Origin of the sequence: Pseudophaeobacter sp. 1A16562, from assembly GCF_041008785.1 — a bacterium.
GTDB classification, from domain to species: Bacteria; Pseudomonadota; Alphaproteobacteria; order Rhodobacterales; family Rhodobacteraceae; genus Phycobacter; species Phycobacter gallaeciensis_A.
In genome coordinates this window covers 217,000-243,356 of the sequence record NZ_JAXGFT010000007.1, presented here as the reverse complement: position 1 = coordinate 243,356, position 26,357 = coordinate 217,000, and the positions used below count along the sequence as shown (strand labels likewise).

The following is a 26,357-nucleotide window of genomic DNA, read 5'->3' as shown; positions in this document are numbered from 1 at the left end:
CGTAAATGGCAAGAGGCCCCGGTGGAACACCGGGGCCTCAGGAGAGGCTAGCCTGCCTTACTTGATGCGGTACCAGTCAGCCGCATCCCAGAGTTCGCTGTCCCAGACGTTCAGGACGTGGCCACCCAGGGTGTTGGATTGACCGGACAGACGACCACGGTGAACCAGCGGGATCATGCCACCTTTTTCGAAGATCATCGTGTTCAGCTGCTGGCCGATTTCGGCGCGCTTGCCTGCATCGGCAGTCTTGGTCAGCTCAGCGTGCAGAGCGTCGAACTCTTCGTCACAGAAGCGGGAGATGTTCTCACCCTGCCACTGGGATGCCGGAGTCGGTGCCTTGTCGCACAGGCCGTTGCCGAAGTAGGACTGCGGGTCGGTGCCGTTGAAGGTGTTGGCGTACATTTCCACGTCCGCGTAGAACTTCTGGAAGGTGTCCGGGGAACCCGGGTCGCCACCGAAGAAGACGGATGCGTTGACGTTACGCAGTTCGGTTTCGATACCGATCTCGCTCCACCACTGTTTGATCAGGGCCTGGAAGTCCTGACGCACGGCGTTGGTCGAAGTCTGGTACAGAACCTTCATCGGCTTGCCATCCGGAGTTTCGCGAACGCCGTCACCGTTGGTGTCTTTGTAGCCTGCTTCGTCCAGCATCTTGTTGGCGCCAGCGATGTCCTGAACGTCACAGCCAGCAATATCTGCTGCGTAGACGGCAGGTGCGGGAACCCAGTTACAGGTCACTTTACCGGCTTTGCCGTAACCGATTTCAACCAGCAGCGGGCGGTCGATCGCCATGGACATGGCTTTGTAAACCGCAGGATCGCTCAGGAAGGGGTGCGGGCGTACAACCGAACGCTCGTCCGGGCCAAGCGCCGGATCAGGGTTGGTGTTGTTCAGCATGATACGCTCAACCAGCGGGCCAAAGCCTGCCACAGCAACGCCTTTGCCGCCTGCTTCCATCTGGGCAATCACATCGGGTGCCAGCTGCAGGTTCCAGGCGTAATCGAATTCGCCGGTTTCCATCACGGCACGACCGGCCGCAGTTGCGTCGCCGCCACCTTTGAACAGTACCTTGGCGAAGGCCGGTTTGGCCGGGTCACGGTAGTTCGGGTTGGCCGACAGGGTGATCACGTCGTTCGGTTTGAACTCGTCGACCACGAAGGGACCGGTGCCGATCGGGCTGAAGTTGGCCTCGGTGCACTCGGGGGCTTTGGCGCCCAGGCATTCGGCGAACTGAGCGGCCTGGATGATCGGGCTTTCACCGCCAACGAAGGGGCCGTAAGGGAAGGGGGTCGGGCCTTCGAAAGTGACCTTGACGGTCAGATCGTCGGGGGTTTCGACCGAGGTCACGCCTTCGAATTTGGTGACCTGCGCGCAGCCGCCTTCGGGATGGGTACAGTAGTCGTAGGTGAACTTCACGTCTTTGGAGGTGAAGGGGGTGCCATCAGACCAGGTGAGGCCCGCCTTGATCTTCCAGGTGATGGAAGTCAGGTCCTCGCTCACACCGCCATTGGCGACGGTCGGGATCTCTTCGGCCAGGAAGGGAACCATTGCACCGTTGGGGTCGTAGCGCGCCAGAGGTTCGATGACCAGCGAGGAGGCTTCAACGTCTTTGGTGCCGCCCGACAGGAACGGGTTCATGATCGAGGGCGCCTGCCAGTAGATGATGTTCACCTGACCGTCGGCGCCGCGCTCGGCAAACGCTGCCGGAGCAAGCGCTGCAGAAGCAATAGCCCCCATCAAAAGGGTCTTGAGTTTCATTTTCACACTCTCCTTGTCGAACACAGAAACGGTGTTCTTGTGTCTTTTTGCGGCCGGGCGATGCGTGGCCCAGCCTGTTGCCGCAAGATTGCGGATGGTTTGTCGTTCCGCCCCACGCGTTAAACGATTGAAATCTAATGCGCCAGCTTCGGCCATGGCCGGTCCTGCGCGCCAGATTGCCCGGGCAGACACTGGGAGGTATCGAAACAGAGTTTGCGGAAATTGCAAGCCTTCGGATCCAAAATTTCGCTTAACGCCGCCCATTGGTTTGACGAAGCTTCAATGATCAGCTTACATCTCGGCCTTGAAAGACTGCCAACGATGCAGCGGATAACGATTTACCGATAAGGGGACGACTGGGGTGCTGGACCAACCAATTGCACAAATTAAGGGCTTGCGGGTCGAATTTCAGACCAAGGACGGCCCGGTCGTCGGGGTTGAGGATGTCTCGTTTGACGTCAACCCGGGCGAAACCGTTTGTATCGTGGGCGAATCCGGTTCGGGGAAATCGGTTTCTTCCCTCTCCCTGATGCGTCTCGTCGAGTTCGGCGGCGGCGAAATCGCGGGTGGGGAACTGCTGTTCAATGGCCGTGGCGGTGAAACCACCGACCTGGCCAAGGCCGAACAGGAGATGATGAAGCAGATTCGCGGCAACGAGATCGGAATGATCTTCCAGGAGCCGATGACTGCGCTCAACCCGGTGTTCACTGTGGGGCGCCAACTGACCGAAGGTCTGCGCATCCATAAGAACATGACTAAAAAACAGGCAGAAGAGCGGGCGCTGGAACTTTTGCGTCAGGTGCGCATCCCCGAACCCGAACGGCGCCTGAAGCAATACCCGCATGAGCTGTCCGGGGGTATGCGTCAGCGTGTGGTGATCGCGATGGCGATGGCCTGTGAGCCGCGCCTTCTTATTGCGGATGAGCCGACCACCGCGCTTGATGTGACCATTCAGGCCGAAATTCTGGCCCTGATGGACCGGCTGAAGCGGGAAACCGGCACTGCGGTGATGTTCATCACCCACGATATGGCGGTTGTGGCGCAAATGGCGGACCGCGTGGTGGTTATGTTCCGCGGCAACAAGGTCGAAGAAGGCACCGTCACCGAGATCTTTGAAAACCCGCAGCACGACTATACCCGTGCCCTGCTGGCCGCTGTGCCAAAACTGGGAGAAATGATCGGTAAGGACTACCCCGAACCGATGAAACTGATGGGCGTCGAGGACCAGAAGATCGAACCTATCAAGGGCACCGATGAGGTGCTTCTTGAGGTTAAGAACCTGACCACCCGTTTCCCGGTCAAAGGCGGGGTGCTGCGCCGTACCGTTGCCAATGTGCACGCGGTCGAGGACGTCTCGTTCAAGGTGTTCAAGGGCCAGACCCTGTCGCTGGTCGGCGAATCCGGTTGTGGTAAATCCAGCGCCGGACGCTCGATTCTCCGTCTGGTCGAACCCATGTCGGGGCAGGTAAATTTCGAGGGGCGCGATATTCTGGGGCTCAGCAATTCGCAGATGCACAAGGCGCGTCTCGACATGCAGATGATCTTCCAGGATCCCTTTGCCTCGCTCAATCCGCAGATGCAGCTCTTGGATCAGGTGGCTGAACCGATGCGCAACTACGGGCTCGCCTCGGGCTCGGAACTGCAGGATCGCGTTGCCTCGCTGTTCGACCGTGTGCACCTGCCGCGCAGCTTCATGCGCCGCTATCCGCATGAAATGTCCGGTGGTCAGCGGCAGCGGATCGCCATTGCCCGGGCGCTGGCGCTCAATCCCAAACTGATCGTCGCGGACGAGGCGGTCTCGGCGCTGGACGTGTCGGTGCAGGCGCAGGTTCTGAACCTGATGATGGAACTGCAGGCCGAATTGGGGCTGTCCTTCTTGTTCATCAGCCACGACATGGCCGTCGTCGAACGCGTCAGCCATCAGGTGGGCGTGATGTATCTGGGCCGGATCGTTGAAATCGGCCCGCGCGACCGCGTCTTTGCCAACCCGCTGCACGCCTATACCCAGGCGCTGATGAAGGCCGTGCCTATCGCCGATCCGCGCAAGCGCAAGAGCGAGAAGGATCTGAACTTCAAACCGATTCCCTCGCCCATTCACGGCACCGACTACAAGCCGGAGCCGTCAGAGTACCTTGAGCTAGAGCCGGGTCATTTCGTTCTGACCACCGACAGTGGGTATTGATCCTGTGGCTGATATTCTGACGCCGCTGGAGCTGATGGAGAAACTGGTTTCCTTTCCCACCGTCAGCCGGGACACGAATCTGCCGCTGGTCGAATGGGTCGAAGAGTACCTGAGCAGCCATGGCATCACGCCGCACCGCTGGGTCGATCCCGATCAGCCGCACAAGGCTGCGGTCTTTGCCCATGCCGGACCGATTGTCGAAGGGGCGGTGGTCCTGTCCGGCCATACCGATGTGGTGCCGGTCGACGGCCAGCCTTGGGAGAGCGATCCTTTCACCGTGGTGGAGCGTGACGGCAAATACTACGGGCGCGGCTGCTGCGATATGAAGGGGTTCGACGCGCTGGCGATCTGGGCTCTGGTCGAGGCGCACCGGCGCGGCGTCAACCGTCCGCTGCAGTTGGCGCTTTCCTTTGACGAGGAAATCGGCTGCACCGGCGCGCCGCCGATGATCGAGGCCATGCAGCCCGTGCTGCCCAAGGGCGGTGCCGTCATCGTTGGCGAGCCGTCGATGATGAAGGCGGTGACCGGCCACAAGGGCGGTATCGGCTATGATACGCACCTTGTGGGCTTCGAGGTGCACAGCTCGCTGATGCACACCGGGGTCAGCGCGGTGATGCAGGGGGCGCGGTTGATCGATTGGGCCAACCACCGTAATGCGGAAAATGCGGCTGCCGAGCCGGAGGAGATCCCGGCGATGTTCACGCCGCCCTATACCACCTGCCACGTCGGCATGATCGAAGGTGGCACGGCGCATAACATCACCGCCAAGGATTGCCGGTTCGTGATGGATTTCCGCGTGGTGCCCGGCGAAAACGCTGCCGATTGGGAAGAGGCTTATCTGGCCGAAGTGCGCCGCGTCGAAGCCGAGATGCAGGCAGTGCACCCGGAGGCGCGAATCGAGATCGAAAAGAAGTTCAACGTTCCGGGCCTCGTCCCCGAACAGGAGGGCGCAGCGGAAACGCTGGTGCGGATGATCACTGGGGACAATGGCACCCACGTGGTCAGCTATGGCACCGAAGCGGGGCAATTCCAGGAAGCGGGCTATTCCGCTGTCATCTGTGGCCCTGGCGATATTGCCCAGGCGCACCAGCCGAATGAATTCATCACCGTCGCTCAGTTCAACGCCGGTCACGATTTCATGCGGCAGTTGGTGGACCGGCTGGCGGCCTGATCCAAGGGCCCGGTGCTTGGGCGCCTGATGCATATTCTGAACACGGACGGGCTGTATCGCAGGGCGATGCAGCCCGTTTTCATTGGCCCACTCCCTGGGCCGCTATTTTGTGCAAATACAAATATTTTTTCGGGGGCGAACCAATGCAGCAGTGCAAATCTGCAAATTGGTTCGGGTTAAATCATTGATTTAATGGGGGTGAAATTTCGGAGGCCAAAATTGGTTCGCTTTGATGCGTTTTGCATGGCAGCTCGTCTGCTTGTGATACTTGCTAACGCAACTTAATTGACTGACAGTGCCCCGGAACCGCAGCCGTGCGGGCACAACGCAAGAGGAACAGGATGCCAGTCAAAAACCGTTTTGCCGATCTGCAGGATGAAATCACCAAATGGCGCCGCCACCTGCATGAGAATCCGGAACTGATGTACGAGGTTCACAAGACCGCCGGATTTGTGGAGGAACGGCTGAAGGAATTTGGTCTCACCGATATCACCACCGGCATCGGCCGCACCGGCGTCGTCGCGGTGATCGAAGGCAAGACCAACACCTCGGGCCGGGTCATCGGATTGCGCGCCGACATGGATGCGCTGCCCATCACCGAAGCCTCGGGTGTCGATTATGCCTCGAAAACGCCGGGCGTGATGCACGCCTGCGGTCATGACGGCCACACTTCGATTCTGCTGGGCGCGGCGAAATACCTGTCCGAGACGCGCAACTTTGATGGCAAGGTCGTGCTGATCTTCCAGCCTGCCGAAGAAGGCGGCGCTGGCGGCAAGGCGATGTGCGATGACGGGCTGATGGAGCGCTGGGGTATTCAGGAAGTCTATGGTCTCCACAATATGCCTGGCCTGCCTGTCGGACAGTTTGCTATCCGCCCCGGGGCGCTGCTGGCGTCCTCGGACGAGTTCGAAATCACCGTGACCGGCAAGGGCGGCCATGCGGCGGCGCCGCATGATGCCATCGACACGACTTTGGTGGCGTCGCAGATCGTGGTGTCGCTGCATTCCATCGTGTCGCGCAATGTGAACCCGGTGAAACGCGTGGTCCTGACCGTCGGCACCTTTGAAACCGACAGCACTGCCTCCAACGTTATTGCGCATACCGCCCGTCTGCAGGGCACCGTGCGCACTCTCGATACCGAGTACCGCCAGCAGGCCGAAGGCTGGGTGCGCCAGATCGCGGAAAACGTCGCTGCCGCCTATGGCGCCGAGGCAAAGGTCGAATGGTCGCCGGGCTATCCCGTCACCATCAACACCGAAGAGGAGACAGGTTACGCCGTCGAAGCTGCCCGTGCAGTCTCTGCCGATGTGGTCGACAACACTGACCCGATCATGCCGTCCGAGGATTTCGCTTATATGCTGGAAGAGCGCCCCGGCGCGTATATGTTCCTCGGCAATGGCGACACCGCCATGTGCCACCACCCGGCCTATGTGTTTGACGACAATGCCATCCCGCTGGGGTGCAGCTGGTTCGCCGAACTGGTCGAACGACGTATGCCCGCCGCCTGAGGAGATCGAGAATGCCAGTCAAGAACCGCGCCGCAGAGTTTCAGAAAGAGGTCGCAGCCTGGCGCCGCGACATCCACGAAAACCCCGAGATCCTTTACGACACCCACCGCACCTCTGCCCTGGTGGCGGAAAAGCTGAAAGAATTTGGCTGTGATGAGGTCGTGACAGGGATCGGCCGCACCGGCGTCGTTGCGGTGATCCGCGGCAAGAGCGACAGCAAGGGGCGTGCCATCGGTCTGCGCGCCGATATGGACGCGCTGCCAATGCAGGAACAGACCGGCCTGCCGCATGCCTCCAAGATCCCCAACGCGATGCACGCCTGCGGGCATGACGGTCACACCGCAATGCTGCTCGGGGCTGCCAAATACCTTGCGGAGACCCGCAATTTTGACGGTACCGCTGTGATGATTTTCCAGCCTGCCGAAGAAGGCGGCAATGGCGGCGAGGCCATGGTCAAAGACGGGATGATGGAGCGTTTCGGCATCGACGAAGTCTATGCCATCCACAACAGCCCCGGCATCGAAGCAGGCACATTCGCCATCCGTCCCGGGCCGATCCTGGCTTCGGTCGACGAATTCACCCTGCATCTGAGCGGGCGTGGCGGCCACGGCGCCAAACCCAACATGACCGTCGATACCACGGTGATGATGTGCCATATGATCACCGCGTTACAGACCATCGTTTCGCGCAACATGGATCCGGTGGAGAAGGCGGTGATGTCGCTGACCAGCGCCGAGACCTCTTCCAAGGCGTTCAACGTGATCCCCGACAAGGCAGAGGTCCGCGGCACCATCCGCACCCACTCCGAAGACGTGCGCGCGATGATCCCAAAGCGGATCAAGGAAATCGCCGAAGGCGTGGCGGCGACCTTTGGCGGCTCGGTCGAGCTGGAAATGCGCATCGGCGTGCCGGTCACCATCAACGACGATGCGGCCACGGAATACGCCCGCGCCGCGGCGCAGGCGGTTGGTATCTGCGAGGATGTGCCGATCCTGATGGGCGGTGAGGACTTTTCCTTTATGCTGCAGGAGCGCCCCGGGGCGATGATCCGTCTGGGCAACGGCCCCAGCGCGGGCCTGCATCACCCCGAATACGATTTCAACGACGAGATCATCCCGGCCGGCATCAGCTGGTTCGCGGAAATCGTCGAAGGCAGAATGCCCGCGGCCTGATCCGGCCACGGACCCTCGCGGGTGCCTATGGCGCCTGCGACAGCAAACCCGGCGGCGCATGTGGCGCCGCACATGATAAAAACAAGGAGTGACACTATGCCGGTCAAGAACCGTTTTGCCGAGCTTCAGGAGGAAATCACCGCCTGGCGCCGTGATCTTCACGAGAACCCCGAAATCCTGTTCGAAACCCACCGCACTTCGGCGCTGGTGGCAGACAAGCTAAAGGAATTCGGCTGCGACGAGATCGTCACCGGCATCGGCCGCACCGGCGTTGTCGGCGTGATCAAGGGCAAGTCCGACACCTCGGGCAAGGTCATCGGGTTGCGCGCCGATATGGACGCGCTGCCGATCCACGAGCAGACCGGGCTTGAGTATGCCTCCAAAACCGCCAATGCCATGCACGCCTGCGGCCATGACGGCCACACCGCGATGCTGCTGGGCGCTGCCAAATACCTGTCCGAGACCCGCAACTTTGATGGCACCGTTGTGGTGATCTTCCAGCCCGCCGAAGAAGGCGGCGGCGGCGGCAAGGAGATGTGCGACGACGGCATGATGGAGCGCTGGAACATCCAGGAAGTCTACGGCATGCACAACTGGCCGGGTAAACCGATCGGCAGCTTCTCGATCCGCCCCGGTGCCTTTTTTGCCGCGACCGACACCTTTGACATCACCTTTGAGGGACGCGGCGGCCATGCGGCGAAACCGCATGAGACCATCGACACCACCGTGATGACCGCTCAGGCGGTTCTGGCGCTGCAGACCATCGCATCGCGCAATGCCGACCCGGTGGATCGCGTGGTTGTCTCGGTGACCTCATTCGAGACCTCTTCCAAGGCATTCAACGTGATCCCGCAGCGGGTTCAGATCAAAGGCACCGTGCGCACCATGTCGAAAGAGATGCGCGATCTGGCCGAAAAGCGGATCAAGGAAATCTGCGCAGGCGTTGCAGCGACCTTTGGCGGCACGGCCGACGTCACCTACAACCGCGGTTATCCGGTCATGGTGAACCACGAAGAGCAGACCGAATTCGCAGCCAAGGTTGCGTCCGATATCTCCGGCAACTGCGATGAAGCGCCGCTGGTCATGGGCGGCGAAGACTTCGCCTATATGCTGGAAGAGCGTCCCGGCGCCTATATCCTGGTTGGCAACGGCGACAGCGCCGATGTGCACCACCCGGAATACAACTTCAACGACGAGGCCATTCCGGCCGGTTGCAGCTGGTGGGCCGGTATCGTCGAGCAGCGCATGCCCGCCGCCTGATAGAGGCTGAGTTTTTTGAAAGAAGAAGGCCCGTCAGATCGTCGGGCCTTTTTCATGTTCAGCCTTCGGACCAGAGCGCCTGATAGACCGCTTCGATCCCATCTGCTTCAGTCCGGGCGCTGAAACTGTGCAGGGCGATGTCGCGGGCATCCCGTGCCATCTGGGCATGGCGCGCCGGATCGCTCAGGATCGCGCGGGCTGTTTCGGCTGCGGCTTGCGCGGCCTCAAGCGGTACGATCACGCCGCTTTTGCCTTGTGCGGAAAAGGCCCGATAATACCCTGCCTCAGATCCGACAAAGGGTACGCCGCTGGCCATGCCTTCCAGCGGGGCCATGCCATAGCCTTCGTAGCGGGGCAGCTGCACCACCAGCGACAGGGCGCGCATGACCTGGGGCAGGTCGGTGGCGGGGATTTCGCCGGGGAACAGGATGCGATCACTCAGGCCCGCAGCGTCAATGCGGGATTTCAGATCCTTCAGGAACCCCTGATGTTCCCGCGCAGCACGTCCGATCAAAAGCGCGACGGCACCGGGCAGGGAGGGCAGAAGGTCGATCATCGCCTCGACAAAGAGATCCGTGCCCTTTTCCGGGCGGATACGCCCCACCGTCGCAATCCCAAGCCTGCCGCCATACCCCAGCGCCGCCCAGGCGGTGTCGCGGTTCTCAGCGGGCTGGAACAGATCGGTATCTGCGCCATGAGGCACGACAGCGCGCACATGGGGAACGAACTCAGCTGCCTTTTCCGTGGTGGCCACCACCGCATCCATGCGGCTGATCAGCCAACGGGGGAAAGCCGAATGCCGCCGCTGCGCCGCCGAGGTGAAGACGATGCGGATGGGCAGGCGCAACACGTCCCGCGCCCAGATCGCCGCGCGCATTTCCGTATTGCGCCGCACGTGCCAGATGGCGAAGGGTTTGCCGTCCGGGGCGTTCCTGCATAGGCGCCGCGCCTCGGCCGTGGTAATCGGGGCCGGGCAGCCGGGCAGGGGGCGGCCCACCAGCCGCAGATCATGGGTGTTTGCCTGCTGGCGGATCACATTGGCGGCGGTGGCCGAAACCCCGGTGAAATTACGGTTGAAATTGGTGACGAAGAGCTCAGGCATCGGGATGTGTCCCTTTGGCCCCAAGCCCCAGCCGGTCGATCAGAAGATCCGCCACGCCATCCAGCTCCTGCGCCTGCGATCTGGCAAAGCCGGAGGCGGCTGCGCAGGCAGCGTGCAGAGCTTCGGGCTCTTCCAGCCAGTGCTGTACGGCATGCGCAAGTCCGGGTGCGTCCTGCACTTCAACCGCACCGCCAGCGGCGATCAGCGGCGGGAAGGTCTCGGTAAAATTACTGGTGCCGGGACCGGTGATCACGGCGGCGCCTGCCTGTGCCACTTCAAACGGATTATGCCCGCCAATAGGCCGTAGCGAGCCGCCTAGAAACACCAGCGGAGACAGCGCGTAGAATGTGCCCAGCTCGCCCAGCGTGTCGGCCAGATAGACCTGCGTCTGCGGGGTGATCGCTTCTCCCTTGCTGCGCCGCGCGAAGGTCAACTCGGCATCGCGGATGAGTTCCGCAACCTTGTCACTGCGTTCCGGGTGGCGCGGGATCAGCACCAGGCACAAGTCGGGAAAACGGTCCAGCAGGGTGCGATGAGCAGCAAGAATAGTCTCTTCCTCGCCGTCGTGGGTTGATGAGGCAATCCACACCGGCCGCGCGCCGACGTCGGATCGCAGCGCCTCCACCGCCGCCGCGTCAACCGGCAGGGCGGCAGCCCCGGCCTTGAGGTTGCCACCGGGCTGCACCCGCGCGGTATCGGCGCCAAGCGAAATAAGGTTCTGTGCCATGTGATCGTTCTGGCTCAGCAGCAGATCAAACCGGGACAGGATGAAACGGGCAGTGGCCGCGCGCTTCTGCCAGCTGCGGACCGAGCGCTCGGACAGGCGGGCATTGACCAGCGCCAGCCGGGTGCCGCGCTTATGAGCGGCGCTGAGGGTGACAGGCCAGAGTTCGCTTTCGACGAAGATCCCGGCATCGGGGCGCCAGTGATCGAGGAACCTGCGCACCGGTCCGGCCGCATCCAGTGGGGCAAACTGATGTATCGCGCCCTTTGGCAGCCGCTTTTCAGCGACCGCAGCCGAGGTGGCGGTGCCCGAGGTCAGAAGGAAGCGCGCGTCGCTGCGTTTTTCCGCGAGCCGGTTGATCAGGGTGATCGCGGCCAGGCTCTCCCCGACCGAGGCGCCGTGAAACCAGATCAGCGGCGCACCGGAGGGCAGGGTGGGGCGCGACACGCTGGCATGGCCCAGACGCTCGCGCTGGCGCTGCGGGGACACACCCTGCGCCGCCAATTTTGCGGCAACCTTGCGGTAGGCAAAGGGCGCAATCAGCGCGGTGACGGCCCGGTAGACGTGAAACAGAGCCGTCGCCTTGCCGCCAGAACCTTGGCTGGTCATCTCAGCCGCCGGTGTGGCTCATGTGGCGGGACATCTGGCCGCCGGGCGTCTGCCGGGAGTAATCGAAATCATGGCCCTTGGGTTTGAGGTTGATCGCGGCGCGGATCGCCTCTTCGAGCGGGGCCTCGCTGTCCGGGTGGTCGCGCAGGGGCGCGCGCAGATCGGCCATGTCTTCCTGACCCAGGCACATGTAAAGCTCACCGGTGCAGGTCAGGCGCACCCGGTTACAGCTTTCGCAGAAATTATGGCTAAGCGGGGTGATAAAACCGATCTTCTGACCGGTCTCTTCCAGCCGCACATAGCGCGCCGGGCCGCCGCTGCGTTCCGCCAGATCGGTCACGGTATAGTGATTTTCGTATTCGCGCCGCACGTCCTTCAGGGACCAGTATTGATCCAAACGGTCCTCGTTGCCGATGTCGCCCATGGGCATGACCTCGATCCACGTCAGGTCGATATCGCGCGAGGCGCACCAGCGGGTGATCTCGGGCAGTTCCGGTTCGTTGAAGCCTTTCAGCGCCACGGCGTTGATCTTGACCCTGAGGCCAGCCTTTTGCGCCGCATCGATGCCGCGCATCACCTGTGGCAGGCGGCCCCAGCGGGTGACGGCCGCGAATTTCTGCTCGTCCAGCGTATCAAGCGAGATATTGACCCGGCGCACCCCGGCATCAAACAGATCCTGAGCGTATTTCTCCAGCTGCGAGCCGTTGGTGGTCAGCGTCAGTTCCTTGAGGGCGCCGCTGTCCAGATGCCGGGTCATGCCGCGGAAGAAGGTCATGATATCGCGCCGCACCAGAGGCTCACCGCCGGTGATGCGCAGCTTTTCCACGCCCATGCCGACAAAGGTCGAACACAGCCGGTCCAGTTCCTCCAGCGTCAGCAGTTCTTTCTTGGGCAGAAAGGTCATGTTTTCCGACATGCAATAGACGCAGCGGAAGTCACAACGGTCAGTAACCGAGACGCGCAGGTAGGTGATGGCGCGGGCGAAGGGATCGATCAGCGGAGCAGTCATGACAGCATAGGTAAAGCGGCGCCTTGCCTGCGACAAGAGGGGAGTGCATTTTCCTGCTGGTAAAGATCTGTGCGCGCCAATAGATTTGCGGTCATGCGTATCACAGTCTCATGCTCCGCCGCCCTGCCATTGTCCCTGTCCCTGCTGCTGCTTGCCGGTTGCGGGAATGTGGACTTTCCCGACCTGCGTGGACAGGCCGCAAGCAGCACCCCGGCGCCGACCGCAGCGCCCGTGACCGGCGCGCCGCTGGATGCAACCGGTGGCGCCCTGACGGTGCCGGATGCTGTGGAGGAGGATATGGTGTCCGAGGCTGAGGCGCCTGCGGCGTCCTCAATCTTCACCGGCACCGAGCAGGTGGTCGCCTCGCTGGGGGATCCGGCGGTTCCGGGACTGTGGATGGAGACCTCTTTGGTCGGCACCGAGCAACAGGCGGTATTGCGCAGCGCCAGCGGTGCAGAGGTGCAGGTGACGCTGAAACCGGCGGCAAACGGGGGAAGCGCCCGGGTGTCCATCGCTGCAATGCGGGCGCTTGGTCTGCCTTTGACTGAGCTGGTTGAGCTACAGGTGCGCCCGGCCAACTGACGGGCCAACTGACCGGTGAACTAAACCCGTGGATTAGCCTGCCTTGGGCGCCTCGTCTCGAAGGTATTTCCCGGCTTCCTTGCGGGCAAAGGGTTTCATCGCATCGCCATGGGTCGCCAGAAAGATACGGGTGGCCTCTGCATCGTGTTTGCTAAGATCGCGCAGCCACCAGGCGATGGCTTTCTGAATGAACCAGTCGCGGTCTGGCACATAGCCTGCCGCCCATGTGATGACCCGCGCCCGCCGGGCCTGATCTGCGGGTTTGAGATTGTTCATCTTGGCCCAGGGCAAGGTGGCGACCAAGGCCGCGCGGCGGGTCCACATATGCTCGGACTGCGTCCAGGCTTCGACATCTTCCAGCCGCGCCGGGTTTGCGACCAGCCGCTTCTGCGCCGCCATACAGGCGTGATCGGCGATGGCCCAGCTATCGAACTGTGGCACCCAGGAACAGATCAACGCCCAGGCGGCGTCGTCGCCCTTGATCCGGGCCTGGGTCAGCAGTTTGGCGGCAGCGAGGCGCGCCTCGAAGATATCCGTATTCCACAGGGCATCGGCAAGGGCGACGCGCTCTTCCACCGTGAGGCTCTGCCGCCAATCCTTGGTCAACTCGTTGAGCGCGGGGTTAGGAATGCCCAGAACCTCACGGCTCTGCTTGTGATAGGCGGCCATCTGCTCGGCGCGGCCCGGTTCGATCAGGGCGCGCAGCTGCGCCAGCGCCTCGTCCAGCGTCATCGGATCATTCCACCGTCACGGATTTGGCGAGGTTGCGCGGCTGGTCCACATCGGTGCCCTTGGCCACGGCGGTGTGATAGGCCAGCATCTGCGCGGGCAGGGCGTAGAGGATCGGCGACAGGCTTTCGTGCACCTGCGGCATGCGGATTGCCTGCCAGACCTCGTCACCCGCCTCGGCCAGACCTTCGGCATCCGAGACCAGCATCACCTTGCCCTTGCGCGCCATGACTTCCTGCATGTTGGAGACCGATTTTTCGAAAAGCTCGTCCCGCGGGGCGAGAACCACGACCGGCATGTTGTTGTCGATGAGCGCGATGGGGCCGTGTTTCAATTCCCCCGCGGCATAGGCTTCGGCGTGGATGTAGCTGATTTCCTTCAGTTTCAGCGCGCCTTCGAGCGCCAGCGGGAACATCAGCCCCCGGCCCAGGAACAGCACATCGCGCGCTTCGCTGAGCTTCAGGGAGGCCTGACGGATCGCCTCGTTCTGCTCCAGTGCAGCAGACATGACGTTCGGAAGCCCGCGCAGAGCGGAGACATGCGCCTGCAGCTCCTCTTCGCCGATTTCGCCCCGGTCGGTTGCGGCCTTGAGGGCCAGCATCAACAGCACGCTCAGCTGGCAGGTAAAGGCCTTGGTCGAGGCGACCCCGATTTCGACGCCAGCATGGATCGGCAGGGCCAGATCGCTCTCCCGGGCGATGGAGCTTTCGGGGACATTGACCACCGACAGGATCTGATCGGCCTTGTCCTTGCAATAACGCAGGGCGGCGAGGGTATCTGCGGTCTCGCCCGATTGGGAAACAAACAGTGCGGCAGTGCGGCCGGGGATCGGTGGTTCGCGATAGCGGAACTCGGAGGCGATATCGACCTCGACCGGAATGCGGGCCAGCTTTTCGAACCAGTATTTCGCAGTGAGGCAGGCATAAAAGGCGGTGCCACAGGCGACCAGTGTTAGCCGGTCGATTTTTGTGAAATCGATCCCGTCTCCTGGCAGGTGCACCGCGTCTTCGCCGACTGGCAGGTAGTGGCGGATAGCTTCGGCAATGACCGTGGGCTGTTCGGCGATTTCCTTGGCCATGAAATGCTTGTGTCCGGCCTTGTCGACCTGTGCTGCGTCTATCTGAATGGTGCGCATTTCGCGGTTCGCCAGATCCCCGTTTGCGTCGCGGATCTCCAGGCTACTGCGGGTCAGGACGGCGCAGTCGCCTTCCTCAAGATATGTGATCTTATCCGTAAGCGGCGCCAGGGCGATGGCATCGCTGCCGACGAACATTTCGCCGCTGCCATGACCGATCGCCAAGGGCGAGCCCTTGCGGGCAGCAACCATCAGATCCTCTTCGCCGTCGAACAGGAAGGCGAGTGCAAAGGCGCCCTCCAGCCGTGACAGGGTTTTCTGTGCGGCCTCGGCGGCGGACAGCCCACCGCGCATGTAGCGCTCTGTCATCAGCGCGACGGTTTCGGTATCGGTTTCGGTCTGAAACTGGATCCCTTCCTTGGCCAGTTCCGCCCGCAGGTCGCGGTAGTTTTCGATGATGCCATTGTGCACGACCGACACTGCGCCGGCACGATGCGGGTGCGCGTTGTTGACCGAAGGTTCGCCGTGGGTGGCCCAGCGGGTGTGGCCGATGCCGGATTTTCCCGCCAGCGGCTCATGCACCAGCAGATCGCTGAGGTTGACTAGCTTGCCGACAGCGCGGCGGCGTTCCAGCTTGCCGTCGTTGACGGTGGCAATACCCGCACTGTCATAGCCGCGGTATTCCAGCCGCTTCAGCGCCTCCACCAGCAGGGGCGCGGCTTCATGATTGCCAAGAACTCCGACGATTCCGCACATTACGCGCCTCCTTTTGCCTTGCGGGCCTTCTTGGCACGCAGCATGTCCATCAGTTTTCGCGCGCGGCCGGGTTTGTTTTCCTGGGCGCTGCGTGAGATTGCCAGATCACCATCGTCAACGTTCTTTGTCACCACGGTGCCGCTGGCGGTCATCGCCTCATCGCCAATGCGCACCGGTGCCACCAGAAGGGTGTTGGAGCCGATGAAGCTGCGGGCGCCGATTTCGGTCCGGTGCTTCATTACGCCATCATAGTTGCAGGTGATGGTGCCGGCCCCGATATTGGTGGCTTCGCCGACCGAGGCATCGCCCACGTAAGAAAGATGATTGACCTTGGCGCCAGCAGCGATTTCGGCGTTCTTGATCTCGACGAAGTTGCCGATGTGGGTGTCTTCTGCCAGTTCGGCGCCGGGGCGCAGGCGGGCATAGGGGCCGACCTTGGCGCCGCGGCTGACGTGGCAGCCCTCCAGATGCGAAAAGGCACGGATCAGCGCGCCGCTTTCCACCGTGACGCCAGGGCCAAAAACCACATTGGGTTCGATCACCGCATCGCGGCCGAGTACGGTGTCAAAGGCGAAATAGACGGTTTCAGGCGCCATCAGGGTGACGCCATTTTCCAGCGCCTCGGCGCGGGCGCGGCTCTGGAACAGCGCATCGGCCTGGGCCAGTTCCGCGCGGCTGTTGATACCCAGCGTTTCAGCCTCGTCGCAGGCTACGGCGGTGACGCGCAGGCCCTTGGCGCGGGCCAGTTCCACCAGATCGGTGAGGTAGTATTCGCCCGCCGCGTTGTCGTTGCCGATCTCGGCGATCAGGTCGAACATCAGCTGCGATGCGCAGGCCATCAGGCCGGAATTGCAGAAGGTGATTGCGCGTTCGGTCTCGCTCGCGTCCTTGAACTCGACGATCCGCTCCAGGCTGTCGCCGTCCATCACAAGCCGCCCATAGCGGCCAGGGTCAGCAGCCTCGAAACCCAGAACCACCAGATCGGCCTGTGCGCGCGCTTCGATCATGCGGGTGATGGTCTCGGCGCTGACAAAAGGCGTGTCGCCATAAAGAACCACCGCATCGCCATCAAACCCGGTCAGCGCCTCCCGTGCCTGATCCACTGCGTGACCTGTGCCCAGCTGTTCCTCTTGCAGCACAACCTCGGCGCTCTCGTCGATGTCGGCCACGGCGGCGCGCACGGCTTCGGCGCCATGACCGGCAACCACGACGATCCGCTCCGGCTCCAAAGCGCGCCCGGCGGACATGGCGTGTTCCAGCATGGGGGCCTGGGCGATGGGATGCAGGACCTTCGGCAGATCCGAATTCATCCGCGTACCTTTGCCTGCGGCCAGGATGACGAGGGCTGTGCTCATGTTATGTTTCTCTTTGTCTTTTCAGCGCCCCCGTTTTATCCGCTAACAGTGGGTGCGCAAGCCATTGCGCCATCAAACTAGGTTGCGGCTTGCAACATCATGCGGCGGAAATGCGCCGAAAGGGGACGATATGCGGACGGTGATCTTTGATCTGGATGGTACTCTGGCAGACACGTCGGGGGATTTGCTGGCAGCGGCCAATGCCTGTTTCCGCCAGATGGGCCATGGTGACCTGCTGACCCGCCCGGGCGATGCGGCGATTGCCCTGCGCGGTGGCAAGCGGATGCTGACCGAGGGGCTGAAGCGGGTCAATGAGTACGATGACGCTACCGTCGAAGCCTTTTATCCCGTGCTGCTGGAGGCGTACAAAGGCGCAATCGATCACCACACCGTTCTGTATCCCGGCGCGATGGATGCCGTCGAGGCGTTGAAACTGGCTGGCTATGGCGTTGGCATCTGCACCAACAAGCCTGAGGCGCTGGCCGAGCAGCTGATGCGATCCCTTGGCGTGCGCGATGCCTTTGCCTCGCTTGTGGGCGCCGATACGCTGCCGGTGCGCAAGCCCGATCCCGCGCCCTTGTTCGAAGCGGCCCGCCGCGCGGGCGGTGATCCCGCGCGCACCGTTCTGATTGGCGACAGCGATACCGACCGCAATACATCCGCCGCGGCGGGCGTGCCCTCGGTCCTCGTCACCTTCGGTCCTGCAGGCGAAGATATGGCGGCGCTGAAACCCGAGGCGCTGCTGCACCGGTATGAAGATCTGCCCGGGGTGGTGGCGGAATTGCTGCCCTTATGATCTGATGTCCTTCCGCACGCGTCTGAAACCGGGCGCGACAGCGGCTTCCCCCTTGACCCCGCAGCTGGCCGCGCTCACAAACAGGCCATGAGCGAGATTTTCACTGGCAGTTTCACCCAGCAGGAACCCATTCCCGAAGAGGCGATTTCCGCCGCGATGGAGGTACTGCGCCATGGCCGTCTGCACCGCTACAATGTTGCGGGCGACGAGGCCGGAGAGACCGCGCTGCTGGAGCGCGAATTCGCCGATCAGATGGGAGCGAAATACTGTCTGGCCGTTGCTTCGGGCGGCTACGCACTGGCCACCGCGCTAAGAGCGGTTGGCGTGAAACATGGCGACCGGGTGCTGACCAATGCCTTTACACTTGCGCCGGTGCCGGGCTCCATCGCAGCTGTCGGCGCCACGCCGGTCTATGTGGATGTGAGCGAGGATCTGACCATCGATCTGGAGGATCTGGCCGCCAAGGCGGATCAGGCGGACGTGCTGATGCTGAGCCATATGCGCGGGCATCTGTGTGACATGGACCGGCTGATGGAGATCTGCAACGACGCCGGGATCACCGTGATCGAGGATTGCGCCCACACCATGGGGGCGGCCTGGAATGGCACGCTTTCGGGACGGCATGGCACGGTGGGTTGCTATTCCTGCCAGACCTACAAGCACGTGAACTCGGGCGAGGGCGGATTGCTGATCACCGATAACGAGGAGGTCGCCGCGCGGGCTATCATCCTGTCCGGATCCTACATGCTCTATGGCCGTCATCTGGCCGCGCCGGGGTCAGAGGTGTTCGAACGGGTGAAATACGAAACCCCGAATATCTCCGGGCGGATGGACAATCTGCGGGCGGCGATCCTGCGGCCCCAGCTGCGCGATCTGGAGGTGCAGGTCGCCCGCTGGAATGAGCGCTACAGGGAGGTCGAAACCGGGGTGCGCGGCACGCCGGGTCTGACTGTGGTGGAGCGCCCGGCTGCGGAAACCTATGTGGGCTCCTCTATCCAGTTTCTGTTGCTGGATTGGGCTGCGGACCGGGTGCAGGAAGTCCTGCGCCGCTGCGCCGCCCGAGGGGTTGAGCTGAAGTGGTTTGGTGAACCGCAACCCGTTGCCTTTACCTCCCGCTATGACAGCTGGCGCTACGCCGAGACGCCGTCGCTACCCAAAAGTGATCGCATTCTGGCGGGGATCGTCGATATGCGGGTTCCGCTGACCTTCAGCCTTGAGGACTGCGCCCAGATCGCCCGCATCATCCGCGCCGAGGTCGGTGCAGTGTTTCAGGGCGCCTGAACCACAGCAGAGGCTGTTTTCAGAACCAATCAACTCCGACTGGCCGGGCCCCGACAGGGTCCGGCCTTTTCGTGTCCCCACGTGACCTCTTGACCTGTGATGGCTTGTCGGCAATAAATGAACACATGTTCAAATAATTCGCGATGACTCGGGAGGAGACGCGAGATGTTCAACGCAAGCATGACTTTTGATCTGGGCGAAGATGTAAACGCCCTGCGCGACATGGTGCACCGCTGGGCGCAAGAGCGCGTCAAGCCGATGGCGCAGGAGATCGATCAGAAGAACGAATTCCCCGCCGAGCTGTGGCAGGAGATGGGTGAGCTCGGTCTTCTGGGTATCACCGTCCCCGAGGAATTCGGCGGAGCCGGGATGTCCTATCTGGCCCATACCATCGCGGTCGAGGAAATCGCCCGCGCCAGCGCCTCGGTGTCCTTGTCCTATGGCGCGCATTCCAACCTCTGCGTCAACCAGATCAAGCTGAACGGCAACGCCGAGCAGAAGAAGAAATACCTGCCCCGGCTGATTTCGGGTGAACACGTCGGCGCGCTGGCGATGTCCGAAGCGGGCGCTGGCTCTGACGTTGTGTCGATGTCCCTGCGTGCCGAAAAGCGCAACGATCACTATCGCCTCAACGGCAACAAATACTGGATCACCAACGGCCCCGATGCCGACACGCTGGTGGTCTACGCCAAGACCGATCCCGAAGCAGGCTCCAAGGGCATCACCGCCTTCCTGATCGAGAAAGAGTTCAAAGGTTTCTCGACCTCGGTGCATTTCGACAAGCTGGGCATGCGCGGCTCCAACACCGGCGAGCTGATCTTTGAGGACTGCGAAGTGCCGTTTGAGAACGTGCTGGGTGAAGAGGGCAAGGGCGTTCAGGTTCTGATGTCCGGCCTTGATTACGAACGCGTGGTTCTGGCGGGCATCGGCAGCGGTATCATCGCCGCCTGCATGGACGAGATGATGCCCTACATGAAAGAGCGCAAGCAGTTCGGCAAGCCGATCGGAAGCTTCCAGCTGATGCAGGGCAAGATCGCCGATATGTACACGGCGATGAATTCCTCGCGCGCCTATATCTACGAAGTGGCCAAGGCCTGCGACAATGGCTCGGTGACGCGCCAGGACGCGGCGGCTTGCTGCCTTTATGCCTCTGAGCAGGCAATGGTGCAGGCGCACCAGGCGGTGCAGGCCTTTGGCGGTGCCGGTTATCTGTCTGACAATCCGGTGGGCCGGATCTTCCGCGATGCCAAGCTGATGGAAATCGGCGCGGGCACTTCGGAAATCCGCCGTATGCTGATCGGCCGCGAGCTGATGGCAACCATGTAAACGCAGAAAGCCCGCGTGACCGAGGGAAGGCACGCGGGCTTGTCTGTGGTCCGGGCAGGCGGCAGCGCCCGCCCGGGAAACCGGATCAGAGGGTCAGAAGCGGTGGACGTAGGCAACACCCACAACAACCGGATCAATCTCGGCGGTACCGATCGCGGCACCGTTCAGGAAGGCGTCGGTCTCGATATCCATGTAGCGCACGTTCAGACGCAGCGCACCGTTGTCCGACACTTGCCAGTCCGCACCAGCGTTGAGCGCAAGACCCCAGCTGTCATCAAGGTTCAGCACGCCAAGCGGCGAGCTTTCTTCAAAGAAGGTGGTGTAGTTCACACCAATGCCGACGAAGGGAGTGATCTTGCTGTTGGTCGGGAAGTGGTAGTTCAGCGACAGGGTCGGCGGCAACTGCTTGGTCGAACCGGCATAGCCGACACCGGCGATGGTGACGTCATGCTCGAACGGGGTCGCGGCCAAGAGTTCGATGCCAAGGTTGTCGCGGATGAAATATTCAACTGTCAGCGACAGTTGCGTTTCATCGCTGACCGTTGCGGCACCCCCGGCCAACGTGCCGTTGTTCGATTTGGGGTTCACGTTGGCGATCCCTGCACCGAAGGTCCAGTCGCCTTGCGACTGGGCAAGGGCCGGGGCCGCAAAGGCGGCGCATGCAGCAGAGAGGGCGAGGGCGGAAACGATGCGTTTCATGGGGAAGATCCCTTTTCTTTCGAGTACGCCGGAATCATGCGCCATGGAGGCGAAAACGTCTCTGATCTGGATCAAGCAGGTTTGTGCCGAGCCTTTGAAATGCACCACAAAACGCGCATGCCTGCCATGCATTTTAGGAAGATCTGACTATGCAGGACTACAGTAGCATACCGGGGCTGACGCCCGATGGTCGCTGGGATCTGCCAGAGCGGCTCAATATGGCGGCACAGGCCATGGATCACCCGGCAGATGCGCTGGCGCTGATCGATCTGACCGGCGCCGCGCGGCGCGACATTTCCCATGGGGAACTGGCGGCGATGGTCGATGGTCTGGCGCGCTATCTTCTGTCGCGGATCCAGCCGGGCGACCGGGTGGGTGTGCTGCTCAGCCAGTCGCCCTGGTGTGCTGCCGCGCATCTGGCGATCTGGAAGGTCGGCGCCATTTCGGTGCCCTTGTTCAAGCTGTTCCAGCACGATGCGCTGGCCTCGCGCGCCGGGGATGCGGGGGTGCGTTTCGTGCTGACCGATCCCGAGGGTGCGCTGCTGCTGGGTGACCTGGCCGAGGCGGTGATGGTGCAGGACGCAGGCATTGACGGCGCCCCGGTGCCCTTTGCCGCGACCGGCCCGGAAACCCCGGCTGTCCTTATATATACCTCCGGCACCACCGGCAGCCCCAAGGGCGCGCTGCACGCCCACCGGGTGTTGACCGGCCATCTGCCGGGCGTCGCCATCAGCCATGATCACCTGGGCCAGCCGGGCGACTGTATCTGGACCCCTGCCGATTGGGCCTGGATCGGCGGGCTATTCGATGTGCTGATGCCCGGTCTGGCGCTGGGCGTACCGGTTGTCGCCGCGCGGCTGGATAAATTTACACCCGAGGCCTGCGTCGATCTGATCACGCGGGGCGGCGTGCGCAATATCTTCTTCCCGCCCACGGCACTCAGGATGCTCAAGGCCGCCGGCAAGGCTGTGCCCGGTCTGCGCTCGGTCGCTTCGGGTGGTGAGCCCTTGGGGGCCGAGATGCTGGCCTGGGGGCAGGAGGCTTTTGGTCTTACGATCAACGAATTCTACGGGCAGACCGAATGCAACATGGTCGCCTCCTCTTGCGGCGTGGATTACCCGTCCCGTCCGGGCTGCATCGGGAAGGCGGTGCCGGGGCATGAGGTCGCCGTAATCGACGCCGATGGCAATCCCACCGATCAGGAGGGCGATGTGGCGGTGCGGCGCGGCTCTGCCTCGATGATGCTGGAATACTGGAACCGACCCAAGGAAACGGCGGAGAAATTCCACGGTGATTGGCTGGTGACCGGCGATCGTGGCAACTGGGAGGGCGACTCCCTGCGCTTCGTGGGCCGCGAGGATGATGTGATCACCTCCTCCGGCTATCGGATCGGCCCGGCCGAGATAGAGGACTGCCTGCTGACCCATCCCAGCGTCGCCACCGTCGGCGTCGTCGGCAAGCCCGACCCGATGCGCACCGAGATCGTGAAGGCCTATGTGGTGCTGAAAGAGGGCGCTGCGGCCACCGAGAAAGAGTTGCAGGACTACGTCAAGGGCCGTCTGGCCCACTATTCCTACCCCCGTGAAATCGCATTTCTGGACGACCTGCCGATGACCGTCACCGGCAAGGTGATCCGCAAGGAACTGAAGGCCCGTGCGGCCGCTGAACAGGAGTCTTCCGTATGAAACTTCAATCCAAGGCAATGCCTTCCTCCGAAGGCTTCAAGCAGAACCGCGCCGCGCATCTTGAGGCGCTGGCGCAGATCAACGAGGCGGCGGAGGCCGCGCGTCTGGGCGGCGGTGAGAAATCCCGCGCCCGTCACGAAAGCCGGGGCAAGATGCTGCCGCGCCGCAGGGTTGCGAACCTTCTGGATCCGGGCTCTCCCTTTCTGGAGGTCGGCGCGACGGCGGCCCATGGCATGTATGACGGCGCGGCCCCGGCGGCAGGGGTCATCGCGGGCATTGGCCGGGTGCATGGGCAAGAGGTCATGGTGGTTTGCAACGATGCCACCGTGAAGGGCGGCACCTACTATCCGATGACGGTCAAGAAACACCTGCGCGCGCAGGAGATCGCCGAGGAAAACCGCCTGCCGTGCATCTATCTGGTGGACAGCGGTGGGGCCAACCTGCCCAACCAGGACGAGGTCTTCCCGGATCGCGACCACTTTGGCCGCATCTTCTACAATCAGGCGCGTATGTCCGCAAAAGGCATCCCGCAGATCGCCGTGGTCATGGGCTCCTGTACCGCAGGCGGCGCCTATGTGCCCGCGATGTCGGATGTGACCATCATCGTCAAGGAACAGGGCACCATCTTCCTCGCCGGCCCGCCGCTGGTGAAGGCCGCAACGGGTGAGGTGGTTTCCGCCGAAGACCTGGGTGGCGGTGATGTGCACACGCGCCTCTCTGGTGTGGCCGATTATCTGGCCGAGGATGACACCCACGCGCTGGCGCTGGCGCGGCGCGCGGTGCAATCGCTCAACATTACCAAGCCGCTGGGCGTCAACTGGGCCAGCCCGGAAGAGCCCGCCTATGACCCTGAAGAAATCCTTGGCGTGGTGCCGGGCGATCTGCGCACGCCTTATGACATCCGCGAGGTGATTGCGCGTCTGGTGGATGGGTCTCGCTTTGACGAGTTCAAGCCGCGCTTTGGTGAGACGCTGGTCACCGGCTTTGCCCATGTGAAGGGCTGCCCGGTGGGCATCATCGCCAACAACGGGGTTCTCTTCTCCGAGGCCGCACAGAAAGGCGCGCATTTCGTTGAACTGTGCAGCCAGCGCAAGATCCCGCTGGTCTTTTTGCAGAACATCACCGGCTTCATGGTGGGCCGCAAGTATGAGAACGAGGGCATCGCCCGCCACGGTGCCAAGATGGTGACGGCGGTTGCGACGACCAATGTGCCCAAGGTGACGATGCTGGTGGGTGGCTCATTCGGGGCCGGTAACTACGGCATGTCGGGGCGCGCGTATCAGCCGCGCTTCCTGTGGACATGGCCGAACTCCCGCATTTCCGTGATGGGCGGCGAACAGGCGGCAGGCGTTCTTGCCACCGTGAAACGCGACGCCATCGAACGCCAGGGCGGCTCTTGGAGCGCCGAGGAAGAGGCCGAGTTCAAGCGCCCCACCATCGAGATGTTCGAGGAGCAGAGCCACCCGCTCTATGCCTCGGCGCGGCTTTGGGACGATGGCATCATCGACCCGCGCAAATCCCGCGAGGTGCTGGCCCTGTCGCTGAGCGCCGCTTTGAATGCACCGATTGAAGACACGCGCTTTGGCGTGTTCCGGATGTGAGGACGAACCATGTTTGACAAAATTCTGATCGCAAACCGGGGCGAAATTGCCTGCCGCGTTATGGAAACCGCCCGCGCCATGGGCGTGAAAACCGTGGCCATCTATTCGGATGCCGACCGGGCCGCGAAACATGTGGCCATGGCGGATGAGGCAGTCCACATCGGCACCGGCTCTGCGCCCGCCGACAGCTACCTTCTGGGGGATGAGATCATCGCCATCGCCAAGGCGACCGGCGCGCAGGCGATCCATCCGGGCTATGGCTTCCTGTCGGAAAACCCCGAGTTCGTGGATGCGGTAGAGGCGGCTGGCCTTGTGTTCATCGGTCCTTCGGCGGATGCGATCCGCAAGATGGGGCTGAAAGACGCGGCCAAGGCGCTGATGGAAGAGGCGGGCGTGCCCGTCGTGCCCGGCTATCACGGCAAGAACCAGGACCCCGAGCACCTGTCGGGCGCTGCCGACACCATCGGCTATCCCGTCCTGATCAAGGCGGTCGCCGGTGGCGGCGGCAAGGGTATGCGTCTGGTCGAGGATCCCAAGGATTTTGACGAGGCGTTGAAAAGCGCGCAGGGCGAAGCCACCACGGCCTTTGGCAACCCGGATGTGTTGATCGAGAAATACATCCAGCAGCCCCGCCATATCGAAGTGCAGGTCTTTGGCGATGGCACCACAGCGGTGCATCTTTTTGAACGGGACTGTTCGCTCCAGCGTCGTCACCAGAAGGTCATTGAAGAGGCCCCCGCGCCCGGCATGAACGAGGAAATGCGCGAGGCCATGGGCCGCGCAGGTGTGCGCGCAGCCGAGGCGATTGGGTATAAAGGCGCCGGTACGGTGGAATTCATCGTGGACGGATCGAATGGTCTGCGCCCCGACGGTTTCTGGTTCATGGAGATGAACACCCGCCTGCAGGTGGAACATCCGGTGACGGAGCTGATCACCGGCGTCGATCTGGTGGAATGGCAGCTGCGCGTGGCCTCGGGTGAAAGCCTGCCGAAACAGCAAGGCGAGCTGATGATCACCGGTCACGCCTTTGAAGCGCGGCTTTATGCCGAAGACGTGCCAAAGGGGTTCCTGCCCGCAACCGGCACGCTGACGCATCTGCAATTCCCCGAAAGCTGCCGCGCCGACAGTGGCGTGCGGGCAGGGGACACCATCAGCCCCTGGTATGATCCGATGATTTCCAAGGTGATCGTGCATGGCCCCACCCGCGCTGTGGCCCTGTCGCGCCTGTCGCAGGCTTTGGCGGAAACCGAGGTCGGCGGTACGGTGACCAACCTTGCCTTCCTTGGGGCCCTGGCCGCGCATGAGGGCTTCTCTGCGGGCGATGTGGACACTGGCCTGATCGCGCGGGATCTGGATCAGCTGGTGCAGGCACCCGAGGTCAAGCCCGAGCACAAGGCCGCCGCAGGGATGCAGGCACTGGGCCTGATCGACACGGGTTGGGACACCGGTTTTACCCTGTGGTCCGACATGCACCGCTCGGTCCATCTCAGCCATCAGGGCGATGCCTTTGAGGCCATGGTCGAGGTCGATGGACCGGATCGCCAGATCTGGGTGATCGGAGAAGATCAGGTCGTGGCAAACCGTATCGGAGGGGCTTGGGTTCTGGGCGGCGACCGGCTGCCGCCAATGGCGCAGGCCGGGAATACGATCACCGTTTTCGACGGCTACGGGATCCAGTTCGAGGTGATCGATCCGCTCGACCGGGCCTCTGCCGCCGGGGGTGACATGAACCTGATCGAGGCGCCGATGCCGGGGCTGGTCAAGGCGGTCTTTGCCGAGGCGGGGCAGGCGGTGAAAGAGGGCGACCGGCTCGCCATTCTCGAAGCCATGAAGATGGAGCATTCGCTGCTGGCGGCCCGCGATGGCACCGTGGCCGAGGTTCTCGCCGCTGCAGGCGATCAGGTCGAGGCTGGCGCCGCGCTGGTGCGGCTGGAGGATGCTGACGACTGATCGGTTCTCGTGAAGAAACTGCGTTGG

20 protein-coding genes are annotated in these 26,357 nt (G+C 62.6%); 12 read left to right on the top strand and 8 right to left on the bottom strand.

Going from position 1 to position 26,357, the window contains the following annotated elements; translation table 11 throughout:
- Nucleotides 1-57 precede the first annotated feature (57 nt).
- The gene (locus tag SM764_RS12270; protein ID WP_065273094.1) at nt 58-1,758 is read right to left on the bottom strand and encodes a peptide ABC transporter substrate-binding protein; all 1,701 of its coding nucleotides are present in this window, start codon (nt 1,756-1,758) and stop codon (nt 58-60) included.
- A gap of 361 nt (nt 1,759-2,119) precedes the next feature.
- Between SM764_RS12270 and SM764_RS12265 the strand changes: the two genes are divergently transcribed.
- From SM764_RS12265 to SM764_RS12245, 5 genes are all read left to right on the top strand, one after another.
- Nucleotides 2,120-3,940 (top strand): ABC transporter ATP-binding protein, encoded by a 1,821-nt coding sequence (locus tag SM764_RS12265; protein WP_065273095.1) that lies wholly within the window; start codon nt 2,120-2,122, stop codon nt 3,938-3,940.
- A 4-nt stretch (nt 3,941-3,944) separates the two neighbouring features.
- Nucleotides 3,945-5,111: an acetylornithine deacetylase gene (argE, locus tag SM764_RS12260; RefSeq protein ID WP_368947505.1), complete on the top strand. Its 1,167-nt coding sequence runs from the start codon at nt 3,945-3,947 to the stop codon at nt 5,109-5,111.
- Nucleotides 5,112-5,452: 341 nt separating this feature from the next.
- Nucleotides 5,453-6,619, top strand: coding sequence for a M20 aminoacylase family protein (locus SM764_RS12255; protein WP_274831808.1), 1,167 nt, complete (start codon nt 5,453-5,455; stop codon nt 6,617-6,619).
- Between the two features lie 11 nt (nt 6,620-6,630).
- Nucleotides 6,631-7,791: a M20 aminoacylase family protein gene (locus tag SM764_RS12250; RefSeq protein ID WP_274833522.1), complete on the top strand. Its 1,161-nt coding sequence runs from the start codon at nt 6,631-6,633 to the stop codon at nt 7,789-7,791.
- A gap of 96 nt (nt 7,792-7,887) precedes the next feature.
- Complete coding sequence (locus tag SM764_RS12245; RefSeq protein ID WP_065273099.1) at nt 7,888-9,051, top strand: M20 aminoacylase family protein; 1,164 nt, start codon at nt 7,888-7,890, stop codon at nt 9,049-9,051.
- A gap of 58 nt (nt 9,052-9,109) precedes the next feature.
- Here SM764_RS12245 and SM764_RS12240 read toward each other — a convergent pair whose 3' ends face one another.
- From SM764_RS12240 to moaA, 3 genes are read right to left on the bottom strand one after another with little or no spacing between them, the layout of a single operon-like run.
- Nucleotides 9,110-10,153 (bottom strand): glycosyltransferase family 4 protein, encoded by a 1,044-nt coding sequence (locus SM764_RS12240; protein ID WP_369001897.1) that lies wholly within the window; start codon nt 10,151-10,153, stop codon nt 9,110-9,112.
- Nucleotides 10,146-11,486: a 3-deoxy-D-manno-octulosonic acid transferase gene (locus SM764_RS12235; protein WP_369001896.1), complete on the bottom strand. Its 1,341-nt coding sequence runs from the start codon at nt 11,484-11,486 to the stop codon at nt 10,146-10,148. Before SM764_RS12235 ends, SM764_RS12240 begins: the two co-directional genes overlap by 8 nt.
- Before the next feature lies 1 nt (nt 11,487).
- On the bottom strand, nt 11,488-12,495 hold the full coding sequence (moaA, locus tag SM764_RS12230) for a GTP 3',8-cyclase MoaA (RefSeq protein WP_065273102.1): 1,008 nt from the start codon (nt 12,493-12,495) through the stop codon (nt 11,488-11,490).
- Between the two features lie 93 nt (nt 12,496-12,588).
- Here moaA and SM764_RS12225 point away from each other — a divergent pair, with 93 nt between their 5' ends.
- Nucleotides 12,589-13,077 carry a hypothetical protein gene (locus tag SM764_RS12225; RefSeq protein WP_369001895.1) on the top strand — a complete coding sequence of 163 codons (489 nt, stop codon included), beginning with the start codon at nt 12,589-12,591 and terminating at the stop codon, nt 13,075-13,077.
- A 33-nt stretch (nt 13,078-13,110) separates the two neighbouring features.
- Here the strand turns inward: SM764_RS12225 and SM764_RS12220 are convergent, their stop codons facing one another.
- Genes SM764_RS12220 through glmU form a run of 3 tightly spaced genes read right to left on the bottom strand, consistent with a single transcriptional unit; the run spans nt 13,111 to nt 16,992 of the window.
- Nucleotides 13,111-13,809: a DNA alkylation repair protein gene (locus tag SM764_RS12220; RefSeq protein WP_369001894.1), complete on the bottom strand. Its 699-nt coding sequence runs from the start codon at nt 13,807-13,809 to the stop codon at nt 13,111-13,113.
- A gap of 4 nt (nt 13,810-13,813) precedes the next feature.
- Nucleotides 13,814-15,637 carry a glutamine--fructose-6-phosphate transaminase (isomerizing) gene (glmS, locus tag SM764_RS12215; RefSeq protein WP_369001893.1) on the bottom strand — a complete coding sequence of 608 codons (1,824 nt, stop codon included), beginning with the start codon at nt 15,635-15,637 and terminating at the stop codon, nt 13,814-13,816.
- Nucleotides 15,637-16,992, bottom strand: coding sequence for a bifunctional UDP-N-acetylglucosamine diphosphorylase/glucosamine-1-phosphate N-acetyltransferase GlmU (gene glmU, locus SM764_RS12210; protein WP_368947497.1), 1,356 nt, complete (start codon nt 16,990-16,992; stop codon nt 15,637-15,639). Before glmU ends, glmS begins: the two co-directional genes overlap by 1 nt.
- A gap of 130 nt (nt 16,993-17,122) precedes the next feature.
- On the opposite strand from glmU, the gene SM764_RS12205 reads away from it, so the two are divergent.
- From SM764_RS12205 to SM764_RS12195, 3 genes are all read left to right on the top strand, one after another.
- Nucleotides 17,123-17,788 carry an HAD-IA family hydrolase gene (locus SM764_RS12205; protein ID WP_368947496.1) on the top strand — a complete coding sequence of 222 codons (666 nt, stop codon included), beginning with the start codon at nt 17,123-17,125 and terminating at the stop codon, nt 17,786-17,788.
- A gap of 87 nt (nt 17,789-17,875) precedes the next feature.
- On the top strand, nt 17,876-19,069 hold the full coding sequence (locus tag SM764_RS12200) for a DegT/DnrJ/EryC1/StrS family aminotransferase (RefSeq protein ID WP_369001892.1): 1,194 nt from the start codon (nt 17,876-17,878) through the stop codon (nt 19,067-19,069).
- 165 nt (nt 19,070-19,234) lie between these two features.
- On the top strand, nt 19,235-20,395 hold the full coding sequence (locus SM764_RS12195) for an isovaleryl-CoA dehydrogenase (RefSeq protein ID WP_369001891.1): 1,161 nt from the start codon (nt 19,235-19,237) through the stop codon (nt 20,393-20,395).
- 93 nt (nt 20,396-20,488) lie between these two features.
- Here SM764_RS12195 and SM764_RS12190 read toward each other — a convergent pair whose 3' ends face one another.
- Nucleotides 20,489-21,094, bottom strand: a complete 606-nt coding sequence (locus SM764_RS12190) for an OmpW/AlkL family protein (protein ID WP_065273793.1) — start codon at nt 21,092-21,094, stop codon at nt 20,489-20,491.
- A 149-nt stretch (nt 21,095-21,243) separates the two neighbouring features.
- On the opposite strand from SM764_RS12190, the gene SM764_RS12185 reads away from it, so the two are divergent.
- Genes SM764_RS12185 through SM764_RS12175 form a run of 3 tightly spaced genes read left to right on the top strand, consistent with a single transcriptional unit; the run spans nt 21,244 to nt 26,330 of the window.
- Nucleotides 21,244-22,779 carry an AMP-binding protein gene (locus SM764_RS12185; protein ID WP_368947494.1) on the top strand — a complete coding sequence of 512 codons (1,536 nt, stop codon included), beginning with the start codon at nt 21,244-21,246 and terminating at the stop codon, nt 22,777-22,779.
- On the top strand, nt 22,776-24,380 hold the full coding sequence (locus SM764_RS12180; RefSeq protein ID WP_368947493.1) for a carboxyl transferase domain-containing protein: 1,605 nt from the start codon (nt 22,776-22,778) through the stop codon (nt 24,378-24,380). The genes SM764_RS12185 and SM764_RS12180 overlap by 4 nt, the downstream gene beginning before the upstream one ends.
- A 9-nt stretch (nt 24,381-24,389) precedes the next feature.
- Nucleotides 24,390-26,330: an acetyl/propionyl/methylcrotonyl-CoA carboxylase subunit alpha gene (locus SM764_RS12175; RefSeq protein ID WP_369001890.1), complete on the top strand. Its 1,941-nt coding sequence runs from the start codon at nt 24,390-24,392 to the stop codon at nt 26,328-26,330.
- The last annotated feature ends 27 nt before the right edge of the window (nt 26,331-26,357 follow it).